Annotated in this window: 23 protein-coding genes; 14 read left to right on the top strand and 9 right to left on the bottom strand. The window is 61.9% G+C overall.

Translation table 11 applies throughout. The annotated features are described in order from the left end of the window. Window positions 1-4 precede the first annotated feature (4 nt). Window positions 5-700 (bottom strand): 3-oxoacid CoA-transferase subunit A, encoded by a 696-nt coding sequence (locus QQ992_RS18180; RefSeq protein ID WP_026020319.1) that lies wholly within the window; start codon window positions 698-700, stop codon window positions 5-7. 368 nt (window positions 701-1068) lie between these two features. On the opposite strand from QQ992_RS18180, the gene QQ992_RS18175 reads away from it, so the two are divergent. The 3 genes from QQ992_RS18175 to QQ992_RS18165 all read left to right on the top strand — a co-directional run bounded on the left by QQ992_RS18175 (window position 1069) and on the right by QQ992_RS18165 (window position 4721). Further along, entirely contained in the window at window positions 1069-3255 is a 2187-nt protein-coding gene (locus tag QQ992_RS18175; protein WP_433963090.1) for a methyl-accepting chemotaxis protein, read from the top strand. A 33-nt stretch (window positions 3256-3288) separates the two neighbouring features. Beyond that, entirely contained in the window at window positions 3289-3738 is a 450-nt protein-coding gene (locus QQ992_RS18170) for a GNAT family N-acetyltransferase (RefSeq protein WP_286110579.1), read from the top strand. 110 nt (window positions 3739-3848) lie between these two features. Continuing rightward, the gene (locus tag QQ992_RS18165; RefSeq protein ID WP_286110578.1) at window positions 3849-4721 is read left to right on the top strand and encodes a LysR substrate-binding domain-containing protein; all 873 of its coding nucleotides are present in this window, start codon (window positions 3849-3851) and stop codon (window positions 4719-4721) included. Between the two features lie 58 nt (window positions 4722-4779). Here QQ992_RS18165 and QQ992_RS18160 read toward each other — a convergent pair whose 3' ends face one another. From QQ992_RS18160 to QQ992_RS18150, 3 genes are all read right to left on the bottom strand, one after another. After that, window positions 4780-5613, bottom strand: a complete 834-nt coding sequence (locus QQ992_RS18160) for a hypothetical protein (protein WP_286110577.1) — start codon at window positions 5611-5613, stop codon at window positions 4780-4782. Window positions 5614-5622: 9 nt separating this feature from the next. Continuing rightward, window positions 5623-5838 (bottom strand): hypothetical protein, encoded by a 216-nt coding sequence (locus tag QQ992_RS18155; RefSeq protein WP_286110576.1) that lies wholly within the window; start codon window positions 5836-5838, stop codon window positions 5623-5625. Window positions 5839-6026: 188 nt separating this feature from the next. Then, window positions 6027-7244, bottom strand: a complete 1218-nt coding sequence (locus QQ992_RS18150) for an amidohydrolase family protein (protein WP_286110575.1) — start codon at window positions 7242-7244, stop codon at window positions 6027-6029. A gap of 284 nt (window positions 7245-7528) precedes the next feature. On the opposite strand from QQ992_RS18150, the gene QQ992_RS18145 reads away from it, so the two are divergent. After that, window positions 7529-8683 (top strand): MFS transporter, encoded by a 1155-nt coding sequence (locus tag QQ992_RS18145; RefSeq protein ID WP_286110574.1) that lies wholly within the window; start codon window positions 7529-7531, stop codon window positions 8681-8683. Between the two features lie 36 nt (window positions 8684-8719). On the opposite strand, the gene QQ992_RS18140 is transcribed toward QQ992_RS18145, so the two are convergent. The 3 genes from QQ992_RS18140 to QQ992_RS18130 all read right to left on the bottom strand — a co-directional run bounded on the left by QQ992_RS18140 (window position 8720) and on the right by QQ992_RS18130 (window position 11259). Beyond that, complete coding sequence (locus QQ992_RS18140; RefSeq protein WP_286110573.1) at window positions 8720-9613, bottom strand: SMP-30/gluconolactonase/LRE family protein; 894 nt, start codon at window positions 9611-9613, stop codon at window positions 8720-8722. Window positions 9614-9639: 26 nt separating this feature from the next. After that, complete coding sequence (locus tag QQ992_RS18135) at window positions 9640-10458, bottom strand: NAD-dependent epimerase/dehydratase family protein (protein WP_286110572.1); 819 nt, start codon at window positions 10456-10458, stop codon at window positions 9640-9642. A gap of 75 nt (window positions 10459-10533) precedes the next feature. Continuing rightward, window positions 10534-11259 carry an oligogalacturonate-specific porin KdgM family protein gene (locus QQ992_RS18130; RefSeq protein WP_286110571.1) on the bottom strand — a complete coding sequence of 242 codons (726 nt, stop codon included), beginning with the start codon at window positions 11257-11259 and terminating at the stop codon, window positions 10534-10536. A 343-nt stretch (window positions 11260-11602) separates the two neighbouring features. Between QQ992_RS18130 and QQ992_RS18125 the strand changes: the two genes are divergently transcribed. The 8 genes from QQ992_RS18125 (at window position 11603) to QQ992_RS18090 (ending at window position 21626) form a co-directional block, all read left to right on the top strand. Continuing rightward, window positions 11603-12757: a mandelate racemase family protein gene (locus tag QQ992_RS18125; protein ID WP_286110570.1), complete on the top strand. Its 1155-nt coding sequence runs from the start codon at window positions 11603-11605 to the stop codon at window positions 12755-12757. A 68-nt stretch (window positions 12758-12825) separates the two neighbouring features. After that, window positions 12826-14436, top strand: coding sequence for an ABC transporter substrate-binding protein (locus tag QQ992_RS18120; RefSeq protein ID WP_286110569.1), 1611 nt, complete (start codon window positions 12826-12828; stop codon window positions 14434-14436). A 68-nt stretch (window positions 14437-14504) separates the two neighbouring features. Continuing rightward, entirely contained in the window at window positions 14505-15518 is a 1014-nt protein-coding gene (locus QQ992_RS18115) for an ABC transporter permease (RefSeq protein WP_016711470.1), read from the top strand. A gap of 50 nt (window positions 15519-15568) precedes the next feature. Beyond that, complete coding sequence (locus QQ992_RS18110) at window positions 15569-17179, top strand: ABC transporter substrate-binding protein (RefSeq protein WP_286110568.1); 1611 nt, start codon at window positions 15569-15571, stop codon at window positions 17177-17179. Between the two features lie 62 nt (window positions 17180-17241). Further along, on the top strand, window positions 17242-18156 hold the full coding sequence (locus QQ992_RS18105; protein WP_119369471.1) for an ABC transporter permease: 915 nt from the start codon (window positions 17242-17244) through the stop codon (window positions 18154-18156). 11 nt (window positions 18157-18167) lie between these two features. Then, complete coding sequence (locus tag QQ992_RS18100; RefSeq protein WP_119369472.1) at window positions 18168-19007, top strand: ABC transporter ATP-binding protein; 840 nt, start codon at window positions 18168-18170, stop codon at window positions 19005-19007. 11 nt (window positions 19008-19018) lie between these two features. Then, window positions 19019-19795, top strand: a complete 777-nt coding sequence (locus QQ992_RS18095) for an ABC transporter ATP-binding protein (RefSeq protein WP_025753685.1) — start codon at window positions 19019-19021, stop codon at window positions 19793-19795. 28 nt (window positions 19796-19823) lie between these two features. Beyond that, complete coding sequence (locus QQ992_RS18090) at window positions 19824-21626, top strand: glycoside hydrolase family 28 protein (RefSeq protein ID WP_286110567.1); 1803 nt, start codon at window positions 19824-19826, stop codon at window positions 21624-21626. A gap of 2 nt (window positions 21627-21628) precedes the next feature. Here QQ992_RS18090 and QQ992_RS18085 read toward each other — a convergent pair whose 3' ends face one another. Continuing rightward, window positions 21629-22375: a FadR/GntR family transcriptional regulator gene (locus QQ992_RS18085; RefSeq protein ID WP_286110566.1), complete on the bottom strand. Its 747-nt coding sequence runs from the start codon at window positions 22373-22375 to the stop codon at window positions 21629-21631. Between the two features lie 96 nt (window positions 22376-22471). On the opposite strand from QQ992_RS18085, the gene QQ992_RS18080 reads away from it, so the two are divergent. After that, window positions 22472-23197 carry a FadR/GntR family transcriptional regulator gene (locus tag QQ992_RS18080; protein WP_286110565.1) on the top strand — a complete coding sequence of 242 codons (726 nt, stop codon included), beginning with the start codon at window positions 22472-22474 and terminating at the stop codon, window positions 23195-23197. Here the strand turns inward: QQ992_RS18080 and QQ992_RS18075 are convergent. After that, the gene (locus QQ992_RS18075; protein WP_286110564.1) at window positions 23157-24065 is read right to left on the bottom strand and encodes a LysR family transcriptional regulator; all 909 of its coding nucleotides are present in this window, start codon (window positions 24063-24065) and stop codon (window positions 23157-23159) included. The two genes, QQ992_RS18080 and QQ992_RS18075, sit on opposite strands and share 41 nt — an antisense overlap. Before the next feature lie 237 nt (window positions 24066-24302). Between QQ992_RS18075 and QQ992_RS18070 the strand changes: the two genes are divergently transcribed. After that, window positions 24303-25640 (top strand): MFS transporter, encoded by a 1338-nt coding sequence (locus tag QQ992_RS18070; protein ID WP_286110563.1) that lies wholly within the window; start codon window positions 24303-24305, stop codon window positions 25638-25640. Window positions 25641-25695: the final 55 nt, after the last annotated feature.

Genomic DNA, 25695 nt, shown 5'->3' with positions numbered 1-25695 from the left:
GGCCTCAGACAGCGTTGGCGATCGAAGAAGCGGCAGCGCCGGTAACGGCGACCACGCGCTGGACGAAGATACCCGGGGTAATGATGTGTTCCGGGTCCAGTTCACCGAGTTCGACAACCTGGTCGACCTGGGCGATGGCGGTCTTGGCGGCCATGGCCATGATCGGGCCGAAGTTGCGGGCGGCCTTGCGGTAGGTCAGGTTGCCCCAACGGTCGCCCTTGTGTGCCTTGATCAGCGCGAAGTCGGCGTGCAGCGGCATTTCCAGCACGTACATGCGGCCGTCGATTTCACGGGTTTCCTTGCCTTCGGCCAGCAGGGTGCCGTAGCCGGTCGGCGAGAAGAATGCACCAATGCCCGAGCCTGCGGCGCGGATGCGCTCGGCCAGGTTGCCTTGCGGTACCACTTCCAGCTCGATCTTGCCGGCGCGGTACAGTTCGTCAAACACGTAGGAGTCGGACTGGCGCGGGAACGAGCAGACCACCTTGCGCACGCTGCCTGCCATGAGCAGGGCGGCCAGGCCGATCTCGCCGTTACCGGCGTTGTTGCTGATGATGGTCAGGTCGCGGGCACCGGTGGCAATCAGGCCGTCGATCAGCTCGGACGGCATGCCAGCCGTGCCAAAGCCACCGACCATGATGGTCGAACCGTCGGTAATCCCTTCCACCGCGCTGGCGATGGACTCGTACGTTTTATTGATCAAGGCGAGCTCCTGGTTGTTCCTGGAGTTGTGGTTGTCGGGCTGGCCGGAGCGCGTGAAGCGATGGGGCCTGTCAGCGCTTGAAATTACTTGCTGACTTTCGCTATAGCGTGCCGCAAGATAGGGCAACAGTAGAGGGGGTTTGGCTGAATTTGTGCGATTATCGAACTGTTGTGCGATGTGCGAGCAGTTTCGGAAGCTATTTGCCTCACTCAAATTGAACGTGTGATCGCTTCATTGTCGCCCCTCGCTGGTGCGCTCTGCGCTTCTCTGCAACGGTTCTGCACTGATCAAGTGCAGCAGACTCGCGAAATCACCGATTAATCACCCCTGCCGCGTTGGCGTGCGACTTGCTATCAGATTGCCATTCGATGTCGCGTATGGTGAAGATAATGTCGCTTTCCAGTGGTTCGATGCAGTTGTCGTCGCATGAAAAGGGCTGGCTGCCGTGGTTTGGTAAAACCGGCAAATTCAGCATGGGCTGGGCGTGCCGCCTTAATCGGGCCAGTTACCCGCAGATCGAGCAAACCTTCGAAGCCATCGCCCACACCCGTGTGCAGTTGCTGCATGAGTGGGCGCGCGAGCAGTGGGAGCATCTGGCCGAGCTGGCCGATCAACTGGCGCCCGGGCTCGCTCAAGTCGATAGCGCGATGTTGCGCAGCACGCTGGCCCAGGCCGAGGACTTTTCCGAACTGTTTGTCGTCGATGCCCACGGCAACGTCATTGCTTCGACCTGGCCCCAACGTGGCACGCCGCGTATCGAGCACATGTCAGCCCTGGCACAAGGGCTGAAAGCCCCCTTTCTGCACGGGCCCTACAGCGACCCACTGACCTTGCAGATCGGCCCGTCATCCTCACGCTTTCACGATGAAGTCACGCTGATGTTCTACCAGCCCCTCAGGCACGCGGGCAAAGTGCTCGGTTGCCTGTGCGGGCGGGTGCCCAACGACGTGCTGGGCGATCTGATCCAGCGCGAGGCCGGGCACATCTACCCCGAGTCGGGTGACAACTACCTGTTCATGGCGCAATCGCGCTTCGACCTTGCCATTCAGCCTGGCATCGCGCTGTCCCGCTCGCGCTTCGAAGACGCCACCTTCACCCATGGCGAAAACCTCAAGAGCGGCGTGCACACGCCCTGGACCACGGTGCAGGTCCAGCGCCATACCGAACTGGAGCTGCGTTTCACCGACCCCTCCACGCGGGAACTGCACCCGGGCGTAAGGGAGACCATCAGGCGCGGTGAAAACCTGTTCGTGACCTACCCCGGTTATTCGGACTATCGCCACGTGCCGGTGGTGGGTAAGGGCGTGACCTTCCAGTTACCGGGCTCACCCGACCGCTGGGGCATGATGTGCGAGGCAGACCTGGGGGAGGTCTACCGCCGGCGCTCGCTGAGCTACGGTTTGATGAAGCCCTATGTGGCGATCATGGCGGGGCTGTTCGGCTGCAATTACCTGGTGCAGCACTGTGCAGGCCTGCCGCAAGGGCTGAACGACGCGATCGAGGCCGCGAGCATGCTCGGCGCCACGTTGCTGTTCGGTGTGCTCGGGCCCAAGCGCCTGGCGGCCAGGCTGAATGGCATGAGCGGCGTGCTGCGCACCATCGCCGAGGGAGAAGGCAACCTGCGCCAGCGGCTGGACACCAGCACCTTGGCCAACGACGAAAGCGGCGACATGGCGCGCTGGATCAACAGCTTCATCGACCGCCTGGACGCAGTGGTGGGGCAGGTGGTCAAGGCCAGTCGAACCGTCGGCAGCACCAACCAGATGATGCTCGGGCGCAGCCAGGAAGCCAGCGTGAGCTCCGCCGATGTGGCAGACGCCGTGCACCAGATGATGATCATCATGGAAGAGCAGCTTGGCGAGTTGCAGCAGGCTTCGGTCAGTGCCGAGCAGATGAAGCAGGCCATGGACGAAGTGGTCAGCCGCGCGCGCGAGCAGTACCTGGCGGTGCAGGCGGGCACGCAGTCGATCCGCGATGTGGTAGCGCGCTCGTCGTCCAGCGTGCAGCGGCTCGACAGCCGCATGGTCGAAATCGACAACATTACCGGGTTGATCAGCGAAATCACCAACCAGACCAACCTGCTGGCGCTCAATGCCGCCATCGAGGCGGCGCGCGCCGGGGAGCATGGCCGTGGCTTTGCAGTGGTGGCCGACGAGGTGCGCAGCCTGGCCGCGCGTACCTCGCGTGCTGCCGACGACATTCGCCATATGGTCGAAAGCCTGCAGGGCGAAACCCGTCAGGCCGTAAGCTTCATGGAGCAGGGCGTGCAGGACGTCGACAACAGTCTGCGCCTCGCCGAGGACGCCTCTTCGGAGAATGTGCAACTGCACCAGGCGGTGGAGGGCATGTTCGCCATCATCCAGCAGCTCAACCGGCGAAGTGTGGAATACGGCAAGACCATCGAGCAGGTCAACCAGTCGTCCAGCGAGATGCGCCAGACCGCCGTGGTGCTGCAAAGCAGTGCGCAGAAGGTGAAGGTGGATGCCGGCAAGTTGCAGAAGCTGGTGGGGCAGTTCGAAGTCAGCGATGATGGCGAACGAGGCGTTGCTGCTTGAGTAACGCACTATCCGGTAACCAGGGAGACCGTCATGATCCGGCTGGCCGTAGCAACCGATGAGCCTGAAGTCAGGCAGTGTGCTGAGCAGGCCTACGCTCGGTATGTGCCACTCATCGGGCGCAAGCCTGCCCCGATGACCGCAGACTTCGCCAGGCAGATAGCGGACGGTGTGGTGTACGTGGCGACGGATGATCGGGCGGTTCTTCAGGGTTTCATCGTGTTCTATGCCGAGCACGGCCACATGCTGCTGGAAAACGTCGCAGTCCTGCCCAGCGCAGCCGGGCAGGGTGTAGGAAAGGCGCTGATTCGCTTCTGTGAAGATGCGGCCCGGCAACAGGGGGTAGGCGCCGTCCATCTCTATACCAATGAGAAGATGACCGAGAACCTGTCGATTTACCCCAAGCTTGGCTATGTGAATGTAGGGCAACGGACGGAAGACGGTTTCAAGCGCGTTTATTTCGAGAAGACCCTGGTGCCCTGACAGGCCGTTCGTGCATGCGTACAAAGCATGCCCCGCACAAGGGCAATGCGCCATGCACCCCGGCTTCAGGCATCATGTACCCAGCCCCATCGAAAAGCTGAACGCGCCAAATGCCTGAATCCCCCAACCCTAACCGCGCCATCTACGACCTGGACATGCTCCGCACCGTGGTCATGGTGGCCGACTGCGGCAGTTTCACCACCGCCGCAGCCCGCCTGCATTCCACCCAGTCGACTGTCAGCCAGAAGGTGCGCCGGCTGGAAGAAATGGTCGGCCACCAGCTGCTCGACCGCAGCAACCGGGAGGTGCACCCGACCGACGCCGGTGAAACCCTGCTGCGTTACGCTCGGCACCTGCTGGCGGTGAGCAGCCAGTTGACCGAGGCCATGTCGGGTGGGGTGACGGTGACCGTGCGCATCGGCCTGCCGGACGATTTTGTCGCGGGCAAGACGATGCAGGCGTTGGCGGCGTTCAACCGGCGTAATCCGACGGTGAAACTGGAGATTACCGGTGGCCTTAGCCGTGACCTGATGAGCGCCTATGATCGGGGCGAACTGGACCTGGTGTTGATCAAGCAACGGCGCCACAGCCGTGAGGCCAATGCTTGCCAGCCAGAGCGTATCGAGTGGATCGACAGTGCGCAGTACCCGTGCTTTGCCCAGGACCCGATTCCGCTGGTGACCTTCCCGCCGCGTGGGCTGTACCGGGACGACATGATCAGTGCGGTCGAAGCCATGGGGCGGAGCTGGCGTATTGCGTTCACCAGCTCGAGCCTGGCAGGGATTCAGGAGGCGGTGGCCAATGGGTTAGGGGTGAGCCTGTTGCCATTGCGGGTGGTGACGCCGGGGCATCGGGTGTTGGGGGCGGAAGAAGGGTTCAAGCCGATCAAAGTGTTTGAGGCGGCGATTTTTCATCGGCCTACGGCGGATCCGATGGTTATGGAGTTGGCTGAGGTATTGATTGGTATTTTGAGGGCCGAGTGAGCGGTTCGTAGAGCGCAAAGGGGTGCAGTTGTGGTCAGGCAAATACCCATCAGGGCACTCAAGCTCTTGTGGCGTCCTTGTCTGGCTTGATCTCGTTCTTTTTAAATTCCTGCCAGTACGCGCCTTCGAAGAAGGTCATGGAAACAATGTTCTTTTGCAGAAGGCTGATACTGAACAGGCTGCCAATCTCATCGGCCCGGCTAGCGCGAGTGCAGCGGTCTTCCGTGCCGTCATCAATGCCTGAAACCGGACCTTTCTTGACCGCGTCGTATACACGGTCATAGAAGGTGGTGAACTCAACCGTCAACTGATCCTTGTCACGAAAGCCACTGTAGATGGGGATGATCGAGAAACCCTCATCGTGATTCGAGTCGTGATCCTGCAGGTTACCGAAGTTCTTTACCCAGCCGATGTACACCTTGCGGTCTTCCATGCTGAACATATACAGACGTTTGTTGAACAGTGAGTCAAGCAGCAATGCCTGATGGGTGCTGGTGGGCAGCATGGTTTCGAGGATGAAGGAGCGGGTAAGGAAATCGTTCTTCAGGCCGTGACGGTAACGGGTGACTTTAAAACGGACCTTTGCCGCCAGGTAGGCGTAAAGCGGTGCCGTGAGAATTGCTATCAGCATCGTCGAGAACAGATGCTGCTCTTTAGAGTGGGTAAAGCCCCGGTCCTCGAACAGTTCGGCCAGGCCAAAGAACCCCTTGGTACACCACTCGATCAAAAATACCAATGTCAGCCATGGGAATGCGAGGACAAGCCCCCTCATTGCAATATGCAAGTACAGTGACTGCCCCTCATATTTTGCGATGAGTGTTTTGTCGTAGAAGTTGTATTTGCAGTAGATGAACCCGCAGATCAGGATGGGCAGGACGAGTAGAAAGCCCACTACTGATGCCTAGTTCGACTTCGAAATCGCTTGCCTGGCTGCTTCACAGGCGCGTGCGAAATCTGCATCTTGCAGGATGGTGGATGCCGAAATGGATACGGCGCCATGTTCGCTGACCTGCACTTGCTCAGCGACTGCATTGAGCCGCCTGGCGATTGCCAAGGACTCTTCTGATGGAGGGGAAACCCACTGCAGGAGGGTTTCCCAGATGCTTTTGTGGCTCATGCAATCACTCCTCTTCCACGTATTGCCTGAACACTTGTCCCAAGCATAGCAGCGTGTTCGCTATAGGCCGCCAGCCTGCGGGCGGAGGGTAGCATACCGCAACTGGTGCACTTGTATGGGCAGATGAACGAGCCGGGGTGTTTCGTTTCGTGTCGAGGAGTGCCGCAGTGGTGAAGGTCCGGTGCAGCTTAGCGGCGTATCTCTGCAGCAAATTGAGTAGCCTTCAACTGCAACTGCGCAGGCCCGCCCCAGAACGCCCCGTGGCGCACGATCGCCCGCTCATGAATGGCAGCCGCCACCGCCGCAGCGGCATTCGGTGCCTTGAACAGGATGAAGCTGGCCTCGTTGCCCACCTTCAAGCCGTAATCCTGTTTGCCCATCACTGCAGCGCTGGCCTCGGTCGCCATGTGCAACGCCACCCGCAGTTCCTTGTCGGTGTTGAAGCCTGAGCGGTAGCTGACCAGCATGGCCCGTTGCAGCATGTCGCCGTTGCCGTAGGGCCACCAGGCATCCTGGATGTTGTCGTTGCCGGTAAACACCCGCACGCCGCCGTTACGCAGGCGTAGGACGGGTGGGAAAGCATGCTCGCCGGGGGCGTTGGTCATGATGGAAATGCCGGCGCCAGCCAGCACTTCGGCGGTGCGGTCGACCACGGCATCGGAGACGTCGCCCAGCCCATAGGCGTGGCTGACCGCCACCAGGCCTTGCATGCCCAGCGCCTGGGTGCGGGCGGCGATGCGTTCGAGTTGGGCGATACAGATATCGCCAGGCTCATGCAGGTGGATGTCGACCTTCACGCCATGTCGGTCGGCGATGCCGAACACGATGTCGAGCTGGCCATCGGCATCGCCATCAAGGGTGGTCGGGTCGATGCCGCCGACCACCTGCACGCCTTCGCGGATGGCCGCCTCCATCACTTCAGCAGTACCGGGGCAGGTCACCACACCGGCCTGGGGGAAGGCCACCAGTTCGATGTCGAGCAGGCCTTTCCACATGTCCCGGGCCTCGAGCATGGCATGCAGGTTGGTAAGGCCGGTGGTGGCGTCCACGTCCACATGGCAACGCATGGCCAGGGTGCCAAACGAGGTGGCCTGGCGCATCAGCGCATCGGCGCGCTGGACGATGGGCGGGGCGCTGGCCAGTTCGCGTTTTTCCACGGCCAGGCGTTCGCGCAGGCTGGCCACGGGCTGGTGCGGGCGCCAACGGTCGCCGACGAAGCTTTTGTCCAGGTGGATATGGCCATCGACAAAGCCCGGCAGCACCAGCAGGCCTTCGAGGTCGATGGTTTCGCGGGCGGGCGTGCTGGCGCGTTGCGGGCCGATGTGGCTGATGCGGCCATTGCTTACGGCAATGTTCAGCGGCAGGCCATCGGCGTCGATGGCGTTGATGAACTCACGGTCGTTCATGGTTGGGCCTTTTTTACTAACGGCTTGGGTGACGTACCACGGTAGGGCGGATGCGGGCATGTCTCCAATTAATTATCAGGATCGACAGCAGTGCGTTTCTGGATACAGGCAGTGGAGGTTGGCCTGCATTAAAAAGCCCACTGAAGTGGATTGCGATAATTAACTTTCAAAGCCTTCGGTCTCGGCACAGGATTGATCGCGTGCCCCGTCCGACCGCTTGCTGCGGCGTGTTCCGGGCAGGTCATCACACACAATAAAAACAAATGCCGTGTCGGAGTCCTTCCATGATCAATGATTCCAAGCTGCTGCGTGCCGCCTTGATTTTCATTGCCTGTACTTCATTCATCGTCTGTGGTGTGCAACCCATTTTCATGGGTTTGGTCACGGAACAACTGAGCCTGTCACTCGATCAGCAGGGCTGGGTGGTGTCGGTCGAGATGATCGGCATGACCCTGGGCACCTTGCTATGCCCGCTGCTGATGAAGCGCCATGGCGGGCGTAGCCTTTGCCTGTTCGTGGGGGCGCTGTGCGTGGTGTTGAGCCTTGCGACCGCCTTTGCCACCACCAATAACGTGTTGCTGATTGTGCGCCTGGCCGCTGGCACCTGTGCGGGGCTGGTGTATGCCTACGCGGTGTCTACGCTGGGGCGCTTGCCCAATCAGGATCGTTCGTTCGGGTTGATGCTGTTGCTGCAAACGCCCGAGTACTCGCTGTTTTCCGCTGCATTGCCGTTGCTGGCCGCGCAGAGCGGTACGGTGACCGCTTTGTGCGCGTTCGGCCTGTGGTACTTGCTGATCTGCGGCGCCAGCCTGGTGTTGCCGCGCCGTCCGGCGGCGTTGCTGGCCATTGGCGAAGGCTCACCTGCCCAGGGTGGTTCGGCACGTACCGGGCGTACGGCGCTGGTGGGCATGCTGTTCATGCAGATCGCCATCTACTGCGTGTGGGGCTTCATCGACCAGCTGGCGCGAGACCAGGGCATCAGCGGCGTCGACATTGGTTGGGCGTTCGGCCTGTCGGCCATTGGCGGCCTGCCTGGGGCAGGGCTGCCAAGCCTGCTGGGGGCGCGGGTCAACCGCCAACTGATGATTGCTGTGGGGCTGGTGGCGGTGTTCATTTCCATCGCCATGCTCACGGGCCATACCCGCACACCGATGCAGTTGTTCGTGGCGTTGTTGCTGATCAACTTTGGCTGGGTGCTGTCACTGTCGTACTACATGGCGCTGATCACCACCAACGACCCGACCGGCAAGCTGACGCCGCTGGTCAGCATCACGTTGATGGGGGCTGCAGCCGTGACGCCGGCACTGATTGCCATGCTGGTGGAGGGCTCCAACCAGCAGTTGATTTTCCTGTTGGGAACCGGGGCGTTGGTGATTGCTTTTGCGGTCACTTGCCTTGGGGTAGGTCGCAGGGGGATGCCCAGCAAGGCTGCTTACTGAGTATTCCCCTGGTGTCAGCCATTGCCGGCTCAGGCTTCAGCCCCCGGCAATCGGCTCCGGCAGGCCTTTCACGCCGGGGTTCAGTGCGAACACGCCTCCGGCCAGTGGCTGGTCGCTCAGGTCGATGCCTTGTGGGCGAATCGACGTCACGAACAGCGTATCCAGCTGCGGGCCGCCGAATGCGCACATGGTCGGTTTCTTCACCGGTAGCGGCAGGGCGCGGTCCAGTTTCCCTTCGGGGGTGAAGCGCAGTACCTGGCCGGCATCGATCGCGCAGATCCAATAGCAACCTTCGGCATCCACCGCGGCCCCGTCCGGTCGGCCGGCGTGCGGGTTCATGTCGACGAAGATTCGGCGGTTGTGCGGTGTGCCGCTGTCGATGTCGTAGTCGAAGGCCCAGATCAGCTGGACGCTGGGGTGTGAGTCGGAGATATACAGTGTTTTGCCGTCCGGGCTGAAGGCCATGCCGTTGGGCACGATCAGCTTGTCCAGTCGTGCTTGCAATGGTTTTACCGTTGCGTCTGCCGTCGCGTCATATCGGTAAAGCGCACCCACCGGCTCGGCGCCCATGTTTGTTTGCATCGTACCGGCCCAGAAGCGCCCTTGGCGGTCACAGCGCCCGTCATTGAAGCGCATGCCGGGCCTGGCGTGTTCGACACTGGCACGTTTGTCGGCCAGCAGGCGGCCGTCTGCCTGAGGGGTGAGGTGGAAGATCCCGCTCTCCTGGGCCCCCAGCCAATGGCCTTGCTGGTTGCGGACAATGCAGCCCAGCATTTCGTCTGCGGTCCAGTGAGTTGTCTGGCCGTCCATCTGCCAGCGGTGCAGGCGACCTGCCGGTATATCCACCCAGTACAAGGCATTTTCCTGTGGGTGCCAGACCGGGCTCTCGCCCGTGGCATTGCGTACGTCGATGATCAGTTCGGCTGTCATGGAAGCAGTCTGCGCTCTATCAGGGTTCAGTCGCCAAAAGGGCCGGCAGCGGTGAAGGCGCCACCTTGCAGATGGGCCGTCGGGTCATTTGCTGCGGGTTTTGGCTGCTGCTCCAGTGCTGCGCGGAAGCGTTCGGAACTGTCTTTCGGGTTGAAATCCAGGTGTGCGGCGTAGCGGTTGCTCCACCACAGGTCGCGGTTGGCCGAGACGCCATACACCACGGTGTGGCCAACGTTCTCGGCCAGCAATGCGCGCTCCACCAGGTGTGCCAGGTCGCCGTAGCTCAGCCAGGTGGACAACATGCGCACATTGCGGGGTTCGGGGAATGAAGAGCCGATGCGCAGGCTGACCGTTTCGATGCCGTAGCGATGGAAGTAGAACGTCGCCAGGTCTTCGCCGTAGGCCTTCGACAGCCCGTAATAGCAGTCTGGCCGGCGCGGCGAATGCGCATCCACTTGTTCGTCCTGGGGGTAAAAGCCGGTGACATGGTTGGAGCTGGCAAATACCACGCGTTTGATGCCGTGCTTACGGGCGGCCTCATAGATGTGGAAGGTGCCGACGATGTTGGCTTGCAGAATCTCTTCGAAGGCACGCTCGGTGGAGATGCCGCCCAGGTGCACGATGGCGTCTACATCCTTGGCCAGGGCCAGTACGCCGGCCTTGTCCGCCAGGTTGCAGTTGATGACTTCTTCATGCTCGCCCGTAGCTGTTGCCATGGGGCTGATGTCTGATGCGCGCACGATGGTGGCGTGCGCTTGCAGTGCTTCGCGAAGCACTTGTCCGAGCCCGCCGGCGGCACCGGTGAGCAGCAGGCGGTTGAAGGGTTTGCGTGTGATCGTGGTCATTGTCTTGGGGCCTTTTACTGAAACGGCATGAAGGTGCCGTGCGGGAACGACACCGGCATGGGCGGGCGGTTGCCCTTACAGGAAGTTGTACTGGATGCCCAGGCGCCAACGGGCCTGGCGATCGTCCGTGTAGCTGTTGACCTTGATGTCACCCACTTCCATGAACGGTGCCCACTGCTTGTTGAGCTTGTACTTGATGATCAGGTTCTGCTCGTAGTCGCGCTTCTTGTTGTCGTAGCGGATGTAGTCGGTGGTGAAGTGGATGTACTGGTACTCGAATGCCCACGGGCCGCTGGGGGTGTAGCCGAGCCAGCCTTCAAGGCGGGTGGTGTTCTGGTCGTCCTTGGCGCGGTCAGCCTTGCTGTGGTCGACCTGGTCCCGGTCGAGGCTACGTGCGTCGTGGCGCACGCGGGTGGAGACATACCAGGTGTCGCTGAGCTTGTAGCTGTACTTCAAGCCGAATTTGTAGGTGGTCGCATCCTTGGAGCTGTCCATCTGGAAGGCGGGGGTCCAGGTCGACTTGGGGCTCGTCTTGTAGTTGTAGTCCACGGTGAACTCATGGCCGTTGTTGACCATGTTGTCGTAGGCGACGTCTTCGCGGTCGCCGGCAGTCTTGTATTTGATTTCTGCGGCAAACCCCAGGCCGCTGTCCTTGCGGTAACTCAGCTTTATCCGGTCGGAGTGAATGCTGTCGTCTTCGGTGAAGCCGTGCCGGTAGTTGATGCTGGCGGAGTCCGCGCAGGCGTAGAACGACAGGCCGAGCGTACTGGCGGCGATGAGGCGGCGAAGTGTGATGTTCATGCGATCTCTTTTTTTGTTTTTGTTGAGGACGTGATGAGGCGTGTGAGCAAGGTGGGGTGAGGTGGTGAGCGCTCCGTGATTTTTCAAATAAGTTATCGTACGACCGTGGGGCTGTCTACGAATTATTGAAATGTTGTCTGATCACTTGTGTTGATGGCTCTATTTCGGTGTTTTCAGCTATAGCAATGCTTTGTGATGGGGTTCTCATGATTGCCGTAAGCATCATGAATCGGGGTTTTTGGCGACTTAAAAGTCATGCTTTTCAAATGTTGTATGATGACGTAGGATGACCTCCAGAGCGTGACTCACCCGCCACAAATCCAATAAGAAGGCTCAGACGTCCATGATCATTACTGCTGTAAACGTCCAGGTGTTTTCCTACCCCACGCGCCGCGCCGTAGACAGCGCCGGCCATGCCCACCCAGGTGATGTGACCCAGGCCAAGATGGCCCTGCTGCGCATCAGGACCGAGTGCGGCAGCGAAGGCTATGCGCTGGGTGCGCCCGAACTCATTCGCCCTTATGTGCTGGATAATTTCGTGCGCAAGGTGCTGGTTGGTGCCAATGCCTTCGACCGTGAAAAAATCTGGCATGACCTGGCCCACTGGCAGCGCGGCAGCGCCAGCCAGCTGACTGACCGCGCCCTGGCCCTGGTCGAGCAGGCGCTGTGGGACTGGGCCGGGCGCAAGCTGAACCTGCCCGTGCACAAGCTGATTGGCGGCTACCGCGACAAGGTGCCGGCCTACGGCTCGACCATGTGTGGTGATGAGTTGCCGGGCGGCCTGTCGACGCCGGAGGAGTACGGCCGCTTCGCCGAAACCCTGGTCAAGCGCGGCTACAAGGCCATCAAGCTGCACACCTGGATGCCACCGGTGTCGTTCGCGCCCAGCGTGAGCATGGACATCAAGGCATGCGCCGCCGTACGCGAGGCTGTGGGCCCGGACATCGCGCTGATGATCGATGGCTATCACTGGTACAGCCGTACCGAAGCCCTCACCATCGGCCGCGCCCTGGAAAAGCTCGACTTCGCCTGGTTCGAAGAGCCGATGATGGAAGACTCCGCCGAGTCCTACGCCTGGCTGGCCGGGCAGCTGGATATCCCGGTGCTTGGCCCGGAAAGCCTCGGCGGCAAGCACCTGAGCCGGGCCAGCTGGGTGAAGAACGATGTGTGCGACATCCTGCGTGCGGGGGTTGCCGGTGTGGGGGGCATTGCACCGTGCCTGAAGGTTGCGCACATGGCCGAATCGTTCGGCATGGATTGCGAGATCCATGGCAACGGTGCCGCCAACCTGGCGGTCGTGGGGGCGATCAAGAACTGCACCTGGTACGAGCGCGGCCTGCTGCATCCATACCTTGACTATGACGAGGTACCTGCCTACCTCAAACGCCTGGTCGACCCGATGGACGAAGACGGTTTCGTGCACCTGTCGAACTTGCCGGGCCTGGGTGAGGACATCGACTTCGACTACGTCGAAACCAATACGCTGCAGAGCTTCTGATTCGTCATGGCGGCACGCGTCGCTGCGTGCCGCCCGAGCGTCCAATAACTATAAGAAGGCGATCTCACATGAGCGTTATCCCCACACTCTGGGCGGGGGTCTTTGCTGCGTCTCTGGCGCTGACCTCGGTACCTGCTGCTTTTGCGAAAACCCCGGCCGATCAGTTGATCGTCGGCATGAGCATGATCAACCTGCTGTCCCTCGACCCGGCGGCAGCCACCGGGCTGGATGTGTCCGAGGTCAATGCCAACCTCTACGACATGCTGCTGGTGCAGGACGTGCGCCAGCCGGACCGACTGCTGCCGGCCCTGGCAGAAAGCTGGCAGGTCAGCGATGACCGCAAGACCCTCACGTTCAACCTGCGCAAGGGCGTGACGTTCCAGTCCGGTAACCCGCTAAGTGCCGAGGATGTCGCCTGGTCGCTGCAGCGTGTACTCAAACTCAACCTGGCCTTGGCGTCGACCTGGAAGGCCTACGGTTTTTCTGCCGGCAATGTCGACCAGCACATGCGCGCTGTCGATGACGCTACTTTCGTCATCGAGCTGCCACGGCCGACTGACCCGTTGCTGGTGCTCAATACCCTGGCAACCTCGCCCAGCGCTTTCATCCTCGACCGCAAGGTGGTGCAGCAGCACCAGAAGGGCGATGACATGGGCGGTGCCTGGCTGACCACCCACGCGGCGGGCAGCGGGCCGTTCGTGCTCAAGGAGTGGCGCGCCAACGATGTCATCCTGATGAACCGTTTTGACGGGTACTGGGGCGGCCCGGCCAAGCTCAAGCGCATTGTGATGCGCAACATGACCGAGTCGCAGTCACTGCGCTTGATGGTGGAGCGGGGTGACCTGGACCTGGCCAAGGGCATGTCCGCGCCAGACATCGAAGCGCTGGAGAAGTCTGACAACGTTCGCACCCAGACCGTGCAGCGCGGGACCCTGTACTACGTAGCCCTCAGCGTGAAGAACAAGCCCTACGACGATGTGCGCGTACGCCGGGCGGTGCGTTCGCTGATCGACTATCAAGGCATCAACCAGACGGTGATGCCGCACTATGGGCAGCTCAATCAGCGCCCGCTACCGCTTGGCCTGCCAGCACGGCTGGATGATCCGGGCTATGCCCTGAACGTGGCCGAAGCGAAAAAGCTGCTGGCCGAAGCCGGTTACCCCGAGGGTTTCAAGACCACCATCCGCGTGCTCACCGAGCCGCCCTTCATCAACATTGCGTCCAGCCTGCAGTCGACCCTGGCCCAGGCCGGTATCAAGGCCACCATCGTCACCGGTACCGGCAACCAGATCTACGGTGCCATGCGTGAGCGCAGCTTCGACATCCTGGTCGGGCGCGGTGGTGGTGGCGCTGAGCGGCACCCGCATTCAAGCCTGCGCACCCTGGTGTACAACCCGGACAACCGTGACGAAGCCAAGCTGAGCAACTTCCAGGGCTGGCGTACCTCGTTCTACAGCCCCGAGCTGAACCGCCTGATCGAGCAGGCGGAAGTCGAGCCCGACAAGGCGCAGCAACTGGCTCAGTACCAGCAAATCCAGAAAACCCTGGACGAGCAGGTGGGGGCCATCCTGCCTGTGTCGCAGATGACCGACACCGTGGTGCTCTACCACGATGTGCAGGACTACCAGGGCCATACCGCGGCCACCACCCGTTACAAAGACGTCTACAAGTCGCGTTGAGGCAAAGCCTGCGTGATTGGTGAATGCTTTTTCAGGAGCTTGTTATGTTTGCTTCGACTGCCTCTGTAATGGGTGCCCGTGTCTCGGGCACCGCTCGCCGGGCCAGCACGGTGCTGGTGACCTTGCTTGGCCTGCTGGCACTGACGTTCTTCATCGGACGGGTCATGCCGCTGGACCCGGTGCTGGCAGTGGTCGGCCCGGATGCCGACAGCTCCACCTACGACCAGGTGTACCGGGCGATGGGCCTGGACAAACCGATCTGGGTCCAGTTCGGGCTCTACCTGAACGACCTGCTGCATGGCGACTTCGGCAATGCGCTGCTCACCGGCCACCCGGTGCTTGAAGACATCAAGCGCGTGTTCCCGGCCACCATCGAACTGGCGACCCTGGCAATCCTGTTCGGCGTGCTGATCGGCCTGCCGTTGGGGGTGGTCGCGGCCAGCAACCAGGGCCGGGTCGGCGACCACGTGGCGCGGGTGATTACCCTGTTCGGCTATTCCACGCCCATTTTCTGGGTCGGCATGATGGGCCTGCTGGTGTTCTATGCCTGGCTGGGTTGGGCGGGTGGGGCAGGGCGCATCGACCTGGCCTATGACGGCATGGTCGATGAGGTTACCGGCCTGCTGTTGATCGACACGGCGCTGGCGCGTGACTGGGAGGCCTTCACCAGCGCGTTGCGCCATATCGTCCTGCCGGCGTTGATCCTGGGGCTGAACTCGGTGGCCTACATCAGCCGCATGACCCGCAGCTTCATGCTCGAGCAGCTGTCGCAGGAATACATCATCACCGCCAGGGTCAAGGGGCTGTCACGGCGCCAGGTGGTCTGGAACCACGCGTTCCGCAACATCCTCGTGCAGTTGCTCACGGTGGTCGCCCTGGCCTATGGCTCACTGCTGGAAGGGGCTGTGTTGATCGAAACCGTGTTTGCCTGGCCCGGCTTCGGCCAGTACCTCACCAGCAGCCTGATGCTCGGTGACATGAACGCGGTGATGGGCTGCGTGCTGATCATCGGCCTGATTTTCGTCGCACTCAACCTGATCAGCGACGCCCTGTACAAGGTGTTCGACCCAAGGACCCGCTAGCCCCCAATCAGCGTGAACACATTGAATAACTATAAAAAGAAGGATGCCCCATGAAGACTGTATTCCCGCCGCTGCGCATGGCTGTGCTGGGCGCGGCGCTGCTGCTCGGCCCGCTCGCTGCGGTGCAGGCGAAAACCCCTGCCGACCAGCTGATCGTTGGTATGAGCATGGTCAACCTGTTCTCCATCGACCCGGCCAACGCCCCCGGCCTGGATGCCTCTGGCATCAACGCCAACCTCTACGACACACTCATCAAGCGCGACCAGGGCAGCCCGGACAAGCACCTGCCGCAACTGGCCGAACGCTGGGATATCAGCGAAGACGGCAAGCAGATCACCTTCCACCTGCGCACTGATGTCACGTTCCATTCCGGCAACCCGCTCACTGCCGAGGATGTGGCCTGGTCGCTGTACCGGGTGATGAAGCTCAACTATGGCCTGGCCACCACCTGGAAGGCCTACGGCTACAGTGTCGATAACATTCAAACGCTGATCCGCGCGACCGATAGCCATACCCTGGTGGTCGACCTGCCGCAGCCGGTAGACCCTTTGCTGGTGATCGACTCGCTGGCCGTGTCGCCCAGCGCTGTGGTGGTCGACCGCCAGCAAGTGCTCAAGCATGAGAAGAACGGCGACCTGGGCGCGGCCTGGCTGGTCACCAACGAGGCGGGCAGTGGGCCGTTCACCCTGACCAAGTGGAGCGCCAACGATGCGCTGGTGATGACCCGCTTCGACGGTTACTGGGCAGGCCCGGCCAAGATGAAACGAGTGCTGGTTCGCCACATGACCGAGTCGCAATCGCTGCGCCTGATGCTCGAGCGCGGCGACCTGGACCTGGCCTATGGCATGGCGGCGCCGGATATCAAGGCCATTGAAAGCTCGGACAAACTCCAGGTACAGGCTCTGCAGCGCGGCACCATGTACTACGTCGCGATGAGCATGAAACAACCGGAGTTCGCCAACCGCAAAGTCCGCGAAGCGGTGCGCAACCTGATCGACTACCAGGGCCTGGACCAGCAGGTGATGCCGCATTACGGCAAGCTCAACCAGCAACCGATGCAGCTTGGGCTCGAGGCCCGGTTGCCCGACCCTGGCTACAAGCTGGATGTTGCCAAAGCCAAGGCACTGCTGGCCGAGGCGGGCTACCCACAAGGTTTCAGCACAACCATCCGCACGCTGTCCGAACCGCCCTTCATCGATATCGCCGCACGCATGCAGTCGACCCTGGCCGAGGGTGGCATCAAGGCCAGTATCGTCACCGGTACCGGCAACCAGGTGTATGGCGCCATGCGCGCGCGCAACTTTGAAATGATCGTGGCGCGGGGCGCCGAGCGTTACCCGCACCCGTATTTCAGCCTGCGCACCTTCGTCTACAACCCCGACAACAGTGACAGCGCTGGCTTGCCCAACTTCCAGGGCTGGCGAGCGTCGTTCTTCAGCCCCCCGCTGAATGACCTGATCGACCGGGTAGGTGTCGAGCGCGACGCGGCCAAACGCCTGGGCATGTACCAGCAGGCGCAGAAGCTGTACGACGACGAGGTGGGGCCGATCATGATGATTTCCCAGATGACCGACACCGCCGTGAGCGCAGCCGACGTCAAGGGCTTCAGCGGCGATGACGCCGAGGCCACCCGCTACCTGGGCGTCTACAAGCAACGTTGAGTACCACCCGGGGCACCTGCGGGTACCCCGAGTGGCCATGACTCCACATCGAGAACATGCCGATGATTGCCAACATCTCTTCCACCGAAACCACCGCCAAGCGGCAGGCCGACGCCCCCGCGTCCAGCCTTGAGGCCCTTGGCAACAGCAGCCTTAGGGTGCTGCGCCTGCTGGTGCGCAACCCGATGACCCTGGCAGGCCTGCTGGTGGCCTTGCTGCTGGTCGTGGTGGCGGCGTTCGCGCCGTGGATCGCCACCCACGACCCGGTCATCCAGAACCTCGCCAACGCCTTGCAGGCACCCAGTGCCGCGCACTGGTTCGGCACCGACGAATACGGGCGGGACATCTTCAGTCGGCTGGTCTACGGTGCCCGCATCACCCTCTACATCATCGCCCTGGTGACGGTCATCGTCGGCCCCATCGGGCTGTTCATCGGCACGGTGTCGGGCTATTTCGGCGGCATTGTCGATACCGTGTTCATGCGCGTCACCGACATTTTCATTTCGTTCCCCAGCCTGGTGCTGGCGCTGGCCTTCATCGCTGCACTGGGCCCTGGCCTTGAGCATGCGGTGGTGGCTATCGCGTTAACCTCCTGGCCACCGATCGCACGGCTGGCCCGCGCCGAAACCCTGTCGCTGCGCAAGGCCGACTTCGTGGTGGCTGTCGAGCTGCAGGGCGCGTCGTCGACCCGCATCATCCTGCGCCACATCGTGCCGATGTGCCTGTCGTCGGTGATCATCCGCCTGACCATGAACATGGCCGGCATCATCCTCACGGCGGCGGCGCTGGGCTTCCTCGGCCTGGGTGCGCAGGCGCCGTTGCCGGAGTGGGGGGCGATGATCTCCACCGGGCGGCGCTACATGCTCGAGTGCTGGTGGCTGGTAGCCGTACCGGGCGCGGCAATCATGGTGGTGAGCCTGGCGTTCAACCTGCTGGGCGATGGCCTGCGGGACATTCTCGACCCGCGTAGCGAGTAACCGGAGGCTTTATGTCAGCGCTCAAACTCAATGTCGAATCGCTCAATGTGCGCTTCGTCAACGGCAAGAAAGTGATGCACGCGGTGCGTGATGTGTCGTTCACCCTGGGCCGGGAAAAGCTCGCCATCGTCGGTGAGTCCGGCTCGGGCAAGTCCACGGTTGGCCGCAGCTTGCTCAAGCTGCACCCTGGCAGCGCGCAGATCACCGCAAAGGCCCTGCAGTTCGGCGATGTCGACCTGCTCAGTGCCAGCGAAAAGGCCATGCAGAAAATTCGCGGCCAGCGTATTTCGATGATCATGCAAGACCCCAAGTACTCGCTCAACCCGGTGGTACGTGTGGGGGACCAGATTGCCGAGGCCTACCTGGCACACCACAAGGCCAGCCGCAGCGAGGCCCGTGAACGGGTGCTGCAGATGCTCGACAAGGTGCATATCCGCGACCCGAAGCGCGTCTACGACCTTTATCCGCATGAGGTGAGCGGCGGCATGGGCCAGCGCATCATGATCGCGATGATGGTCATCACCAACCCGGAAGTGATCATTGCCGACGAACCGACCTCGGCGCTGGATGTGTCGGTACGCCAGCAGGTGCTCAACGTGCTCGAAGAGCTGGTGGTAGAGCAGCAGATGGGGCTGATTTTCGTCAGCCACGACCTGAACCTGGTGCGCAACTACTGCGACCGGGTGCTGGTGATGTATGCCGGGCGCGTGGTGGAGTCGCTGGCTGCCAGCGACCTGCACCGTGCCGAACACCCCTACACCCGAGGCCTGCTGGCCGCCTTGCCAAGCATGGACAACCGCCGCCCGCGTTTGCCTGTGTTGCAACGCGACCCGCTGTGGCTCTCCTGCTGAGGTAACTGACCATGTCCATGATCCAAGCACACGCGTTGAACCTGAGCTTTGGCGTTGGCGCCGCGCTCAACCAGGTGCTGCACAATGTCGACCTGAGTGTCGAAGATGGCGAGTCCTTTGGCCTGGTAGGGGAGTCCGGCTCTGGCAAGACCACGGTGCTGCGCTGCCTGGCCGGCCAGTACCGGCACTGGAGCGGGGCCCTGAGCATCGACGGTGTACCGTTGCAGCACAAGCTTCCCAAGGAACACTTTCGCAAGGTGCAGATGGTGTTCCAGGACCCCTATGGTTCGCTGCACCCGCGCCATACCATCGACACTGCACTGCGCGAGCCGTTGGTGATCCACGGCATGGATGAGCGCAACGATCGCATCAACGACATCCTCATCAAGGTTGGCCTCAACGACAGCTACCGTTACCGCTACCCGCACCAGTTGTCTGGCGGCCAGCGTCAGCGCGTGGCTATCGCCCGGGCGTTGATTCTTGAGCCCAGGGTGCTGTTGCTCGATGAGCCCACGTCGGCCCTCGACGTGTCGGTGCAGGCAGAAATTCTCAACCTGCTGTCGGACCTGCGCCAGCGCGAGAAGCTCACCTACCTGATGGTGACGCACGACCTGGGTGTGGTCAGCCACCTGTGCGACAAGGTCGCGGTGATGCAGCAGGGGCGTATCGTCGAGCAACTGGACTGCCGGGCGCTGAGCCAGGACCAGGCCACCCACGATTACACCCGAATGCTGGTGCAAGCCAGCCGCGACTTCAGCGCCGACGCCGCCCCGGCCCTGTCGGCCTGAACCCGGCAATTACAAGGAAGACAAGAACATGCCGAATGCCAACCCTGCGCCCGCTTCGCGGGTGCGTGCTGCCGTGGCTGCCCTGGCCATGGGCAGCAGCTTGCCACTGTGGGCCGTTGAGGCTCCTGCCAAGGTCCAGGTGCCGACGCTGGCCTACGACGACCGGCAGATCATCCTGGTGTGGGAAAAGCCCGCCAGCCATGCCGAAATCGTCGACTACCACGTGTATGCCAATGGCAGATTGCTGGGTGCCAGCAACGCCAACAACGATCAGGTGTCACCGGCCAAACCCTACATCGACCGGTTCTACGAGCAGGACCTGCACAACTTCCACCACCGCATCGCCATTCACAGCTTCACCGCCCAAGGGCTTGCACCCGATACCGAGTACCGCTTCACCGTGCGCTCGGTCGATCGCCATGGCAAAGAGTCTGCTGACAGCCCCGTGGTGGTGCAGCGAACCACCGCCGTACCGGCCCTGTTCAATGTGCAGCGCTATGGTGCCAAGGGCGATGGCAAGGCGCTCGACACGGCTGCTATCCAGCGTGCCATCGATGCGTGCAGCAAGGGCTGCAAGGTGTTGCTGCCTGCCGGCACGTACAAGAGCGGGGCGCTCTACCTCAAGAGCGACATGACCCTGGAAATCGCCGAGGGCGCTACCCTGTTGGGCTCCGAACGTGCCGAGGACTACCCGCGCCAGGGCTATATCCAGTACCCGTATTCCACCACCGTGCGCCCGGCTTCGCTGATCAATGCCTTGCCGCGCGACCCCCATGCGCATCAGGCCTTCGAGAACATCCGCATCGTCGGCAAGGGCACCATCGACGGCAATGGCTGGAAGCGTAACCCGGATGTGCTCGACGAGCGTGGGCAAGCCTTGCCCTTCTACCTGCCCAGCGACAACACCCGCTACATGCACGATGGCGTGCTGGCCAAGGCGCAAGTAGAGCGGGCGGTGGCCGAGGGCATGAACGTCAAGGATGCCTACGGGCAGATGCGCTCGTCGCTGATCACCCTGCGCAATGTGACGAACGTGTTCTATGGCGGCTTCACGGTGGTGAACCCGGCCTACCACGGCATCATGAACCTGGAGACGCAGAATGTGGTGCTGGCCAACACCACGCACCGTACCTACGACGCCAACAACGGCGACGGTATCGAGTTTGCCAACAGCCGCGGCGCGCTGGTGTTCAACAACTTCTTCGACACCGGTGACGACTGCGTCAACTTCGCCGCCGGTACCGGGGCGGATGCGGTCCACCAGAAGGCGCAGGAGGATGCCTGGATCTTCAACAACTACTTCCGCAAAGGCCATGGCATGGTCGTGGCGGGCAGCCATACCGGCGCGTGGATTCAGAACATCCTGGCCGAGGACAACGTCTCGGATGGCACCGATGCCGGGCTGCGCATGAAAAGCACCAACTTCATGGGCGGTGGTGCGCGCCACGTCACCTTCCGGGATTCGGCCATCCGCAACACGGCGAAACAGGCCTTCATCTTCACCCTGGATTACAACGACCCGAATGCCAAACTCGATTACAAACGCTCGACGGTGGCGGGGCAGTTCCGGGATATCACGGTCAGTGACGTGAGCGTGGAAAACGCCCGCACCGCCGCCATCGAGGTGAAAGGCGATAGCAGCCATGGCGCCTGGCACCAAGGCTTGGTGTTCGAGCGGGTGCGCTTCAGTGGGCCGGCCCCGGTGAAGATCGATGGCCTGAAGGATTCGCGCTTCGACGGGCTTCGCTTCACCGAGACCGGGGGCGCCAACCCTTGGCAGGTGCAGGGCAGCCAAGGGCTTGCCTACACGGACGTGGAGCCCGCACCGTAGCCTCAGGCCTCGCTGTAGAATGCCTGTAGCCGTTGCGCCTCCCGCAGGCGCATACGGCTGTTGCTCAGGTGCAGGTACATGGCGGCGCGCGCCGCGTCGACCTGGCGGCTGGCGATGGCGTCGTAGATCTGCTGATGTTCGGCGTTGATGCCGGCCAGGTAGGTGCTGCGGTTGCTCTGCCCGGTGTAGGCAGAGTTCATGCGCGTGCGGGGGATCATCTTGGTGCCCAGGTGCTTCATGATGTCGATCAGGTACTGGTTGCCTGCGGCCTTGGCGATTTTCAGGTGAAACTGGAAATCGGCGTTGGTCGTGCTGCCGGATTTTTCCGGGCCCTGCATCAGCGCCTCCAATGCTTGCTGCAATTCTTCGAGCGCTTGCGGCGTGGCCCGTTCGGCGGCCATGCCGGCGGCTTGCACTTCAAGGCTGAGGCGGTATTCCAGCAGGTCGAGCACATCGGACAGCAGGCTGATGGTTGCCGGCCCCACGTTGAAGCTCTCCGGTGCCGGCATGTCCAGCACGAAGGTGCCGACACCATGGCGAGTCTCGACCAGGCCCGCTGCCTGCATGCGCGATAGCGCTTCGCGTACCACAGAGCGGCTGACACCTTCGGTTTCGATCAGCGTCGCTTCGGTCGGCAGCTTGTCACCACGCTTGAGCGTGCCCTCGCGCATGCGTTGGGCAAAGCGTTCGACCAGCGCTTCGGCCAGGCGACGGGGCGGTTGGGTGGGGCTGGTGGTAGGGGCCGGCATTGCTGTGCTCTTGTGTGGGCAGCGGCCAGTATAGTGCGTTTTGGCCCCGGGCAGCGGGTATACTCCGGGCTCTTCCGTATTGCAAAGGTTCGCCCAATGGCTTCTGCCACCCCGGAAAAACGCCTGAATCTCGCCCAGCAACTGGTACAAGACCTGTCGCAGCAGATTCTCTCGGGTGAATTGCCGGCGGGTAGCAAATTGCCCACCGAAGAAGCCGTGACCAAAGCGCGTGGCGTAAGCCGTACCGTGGTGCGTGAAGCCATGTCACGGTTGCAGGCCGAAGGCCTGGTAGAAACCCGCCGTGGTATCGGCACCTTCGTGGTAGATGCCATCCCGGCAGGTGACTTCCAGAGTGCCAGCCCCGGAATGGGCGGCGCATACAACGCGGTGGCGATCATCGAGTTGCGGCTTTGCCTTGAGGTCGAGGCGGCTGCCATGGCTGCCCAGCGTGCCACCCCGGAGCAACTGGCTGCCATGCGGGCGGCGCTCGATGGGGCCGTCGATACGCAGTCTGCGCCCTGCATGCGTACCGACTTCGAGTTTCACTTGCAGATAGCCCAATGCACGGGCAACAGCTTTTTCATCGACACCATGACCCACCTTGGGCATACCTTGCTGGCGGCCCAGCCAGCAGTTTCAGGGGGTGATGCCGGGCAGCGGGCACTGGAAGCGCGGGAGCGCGAGCAAGTGCATGCCGCGATAACCCGCAAGGATGCCGGCGCTGCCCGCGCTGCCATGCGGTTGCACCTGATCAACTGCCTGACACGCGCCCGGCGAGCGGTCAGTGAGTGTCCGAAAACAGATCGAACATCAGTTGCCTGAGCCATCGGTTGGCCGGGTCCTTGTTGTACCGCCCGTGCCAGAACAGGTTGATCTCGATGTTCGGCAACGCCACCGGTGGCGGCAGTACGCTCAGCCCGAACGGCACCTCGCAACTGGCGGCAAACCGCTCGGGCACCGTCGCCAGCAAATCAGTGCGCTGCAAGATATGCCCCACGGCCACAAAGTGCGGCACTTCCAGGCGAATGTTGCGCACCACCCCCGCCCGCGCATAAAACGTATCCACCTCGCCATGCCCGGTGTTGGCTGCCACCACGTTCACATGATCGAAGCCTGCGAACCGCTCCACGGTCAGTGGCTGCCGCGTAGCGGGGTGCCCTTTGCGGCACAGGCACACATAGCGATGGTGAAACAGCCGCCGCTGGAAGAACCCCGCCTGCAAATGCGGCAACAGGCCAACCGCCAGGTCAATGGCGCCGTTCTGTAACCCTTCGGCGAGGGTGCCGGTGGAGTTGCGCAGTGTGCTGATGGTGCATCCGGGCGCCAGGCTGGCAAAGGCGTCCATCAGCTTCGGCATGAAGTAGATTTCGCCAATGTCGGTCATGGCCATGGTGAAGCGGCGGTTGCTGGTGCGCGGGTCGAAGGTGTCTTGCCTGGCAAACGCATCGCGCAGCGTGTGAATGGCAGTGGTCACCGGCTCGGCCAATTGCAGGGCGTAGGGGGTGGGTTCCATGCCCTGGTAGGTGCGCACGAACAGTTCGTCTTGCAGCACCGTGCGCAAGCGCTTCAGTGCGTTGCTCATCGCCGGCTGGGTCAGGTTCAGGTTTTCGGCAGCGGTCGAAACTTTGCGGTCGATCAGCAACTGGTTGAAAACCAGAAGCAGGTTAAGGTCCAGATCGCGTAATTCCATGATACCTCCCAGGTATTGATCGAGACGTGATGGGTATTGTTCTCTTATTGAATCAGCGTCCTGATGCAAAGCTACCCGAAACCAGACTTGCTGGGTATGTATAAGCAGTATTCACACGCGAAATAGCCACTATTCGGGTGGCTGCATGGGAGTGGTGTTACGCCTTGTTCATGATGGTGCTCGCAAGTCAATCAGGGGCATGCCCCACCCATAACAATTACAAGAACGAGCGATGCCATGCGAAACATCAATGCAGCCGCCCTGCTGGACGGGGCCCGGTTCAATGCCTTTCACGCGCGGTTACTGTTCTGGTGCGCACTTATCATCATTTTCGACGGCTATGACCTGGTCATCTACGGCGTGGTGTTGCCCTCGCTGATGGCCGAATGGAACCTGAGCGCCGTGCAGGCGGGCGCCTTGGGCAGCTGTGCGCTGGTCGGGATGATGGTGGGGGCGCTGTTCTTCGGTTCGCTTTCGGACCGCATCGGGCGGCGCAAGACCATCATGGCCTGCGTGTTGCTGTTCAGCGGCATCACCGCGCTGAATGGGCTGGCCACGTCCCCCGAAACCTTTGCCCTGTGCCGTTTCGTTGCCGGGCTTGGCATTGGTGGCGTCATGCCCAATGTGGTCGCGTTGATGAACGAATACGCACCCGGCAAGTTGCGCAGCACCTTGGTGGCAATCATGTTCAGCGGGTATTCGCTGGGCGGCATGTTGTCGGCCGGGCTGGGCATGCTGTTCATCCCCCAGTGGGGATGGCAGGCGGTGTTCTACGTGGCGGTGATCCCGCTGTTGCTGTTGCCTTTGCTGATCTGCCAACTGCCAGAATCCATGGACTTTTTACTGCGCAGTGGGCAAACCGAACGGGCCAAAGCCTTGCTGACCCAGGCAACGCCGGCCTATGTAGCGCAAGACGAAGATTCACTTAGCCCAGGCTCTGCGCGTGGAGCAAACGTATCGATCCGCGAAATTTTCACTGACGGCCGGGCAATCAACACGCTGACGTTGTGGGTCGCATTCTTCTGCTGCCTGCTGATGGTGTATGCCCTGAGCGCCTGGTTACCCAAGCTGATGAGCAGTGCCGGCTACGGGCTGAACTCAAGCCTGGCGTTCTTGCTGGTGCTCAACACGGGCGCGATCATCGGTGCGGTAGCGGGTGGGTGGCTGGGCGACCGTGTCGGTATCGCCAACGTCTTGTTGTGCTTCTTTGCCTGTGGTGCGTTATCGCTCAGCCTGCTTGCGCTCAAGGCGCCGGTGGCGGTGCTGTATCTGCTGATTGCAGTGGCGGGCGCTTCGACCATTGGCACGCAGATTCTGGCCAATGCCTGCGCAGTGCAGTACTACCCGCCGCACGTACGTTCCACCGGCCTTGGCTGGGCGATGGGCATCGGCCGGCTGGGCGCGATTGTCGGGCCGGTGCTGGGCGGGGTGTTGCATGGCGCGCACTGGCCTTACCAGAGCAGCTTCCTGGCGTTTGCCGTACCCGGTGCCATCGGCGCAGTCGCCATTCTGCTGTTCATCCGGCGTCAGGCGGGTACATCCGCTGTACGTCGCGCCCGGCAAATGGCCGGCTGAGGGATATTCAGGTGGGTGATGCCGGTTATGGGTTTCGCAGTATTTATCAATGGCT

The organism is Pseudomonas kurunegalensis, assembly GCF_030291635.1.
In the GTDB taxonomy this organism is placed as follows: domain Bacteria; phylum Pseudomonadota; class Gammaproteobacteria; order Pseudomonadales; family Pseudomonadaceae; genus Aquipseudomonas; species Aquipseudomonas monteilii.
The sequence above is the reverse complement of the archived record's forward strand: the minus strand, read 5'-3'. Positions and strand labels throughout refer to the sequence as shown.